Source organism: Chloroflexaceae bacterium (assembly GCA_025057155.1).
Lineage (GTDB): Bacteria > Chloroflexota > Chloroflexia > Chloroflexales > Chloroflexaceae > JACAEO01.
In genome coordinates this window covers 1-981 of the sequence record JANWYD010000050.1, presented here as the reverse complement: position 1 = coordinate 981, position 981 = coordinate 1, and the positions used below count along the sequence as shown (strand labels likewise).

Here is a 981-nt window from a genome sequence, read left to right as displayed (position 1 = left end):
AACCCGGAGAGCGCGAAGAGCAGCACCAGCGCGCCGGGTAACAGGTTCTCAGCCGGCAGCCGACCGATGAGGGTGCTCATCAGCCAGGCGGAGGTGACGCACAGCAGGCCCGTCCACACCAGCGACACCGCGATGCGCGAGAGCAGGTTGGCGAACTTGGAGGCCGGGCTGAGGTAGAGCTGTTCGAGCGTGCCCTGCTTCTGGTCGCGGCGCACGTTGTAGCCGATAGTCCACAGCGTGTCCGAGAGGAACATGAACAGGATGAAGCCGTAGACGACGATGCCGGCGGTGGTCGAATTGCCCTCCGCGCCGGCGTCGCGCGGCGCGAACATCAGCCCGGCCAGCGTAAGGACGGTGACGATCAGAAAGATTTGTCCGAAGGAAGCGACGAACTCAACCGGATAGCGCAGCATAATCATCAGCTCTTTCTGCGCCATGGCGAGGAGCGTGCTGAGAAAGGCGGCGGGGCCGCGTAGCAACCTCGGAGAGTCGGGCATGGTTATTTCATTTCTGATTTTAGATTTTGGATTGCGGATTTTGGATTGGCAATTCGAAATCAGAAATCCACAATCGCAAATCAAAACTGGCCGACGCCTTCGTTGCGCTGGATGCTGCGCTCGGTGCGCTGGAACACCCAAAAGCCGAACAGCGGCGCGACGAGCATGAACGCCCAGAGCACGGCCATGTCCGCGTACCACTCGCCGAAGAAGTAGCCCACGCCCAGCAGCGCCGAACGCACGCCGTTGGTCATCCAGGTGGGCGGGAACAGCCAGGCGATGACGCGGACGAAGGGCGGCAGCACCGTCACCGGGAAGAAAATCCCCATCAGGAAGCTCACCACCCACTGCATCAGATTGACGACGGCGTTGGACTCCTTGACCTTGAGCACCACCGCCCCGAAGAGCAAGGCCATGCCGTACAACGGGAGCAGCCCGACAGCGATGAAGCCGAGCGCCAGCAGCACATTGCCCTGAAACGGGT

2 protein-coding genes are annotated in these 981 nt (G+C 61.7%); both read right to left on the bottom strand.

The features are described from left to right. The coding region (locus NZU74_20160; GenBank protein MCS6883644.1) for a hypothetical protein at positions 1-497 on the bottom strand (497 nt) is incomplete at its 3' end. 80 nt (positions 498-577) lie between these two features. Continuing rightward, a partial coding sequence (locus NZU74_20155; GenBank protein ID MCS6883643.1) for an ABC transporter permease occupies positions 578-981 on the bottom strand: 404 nt, incomplete at its 5' end.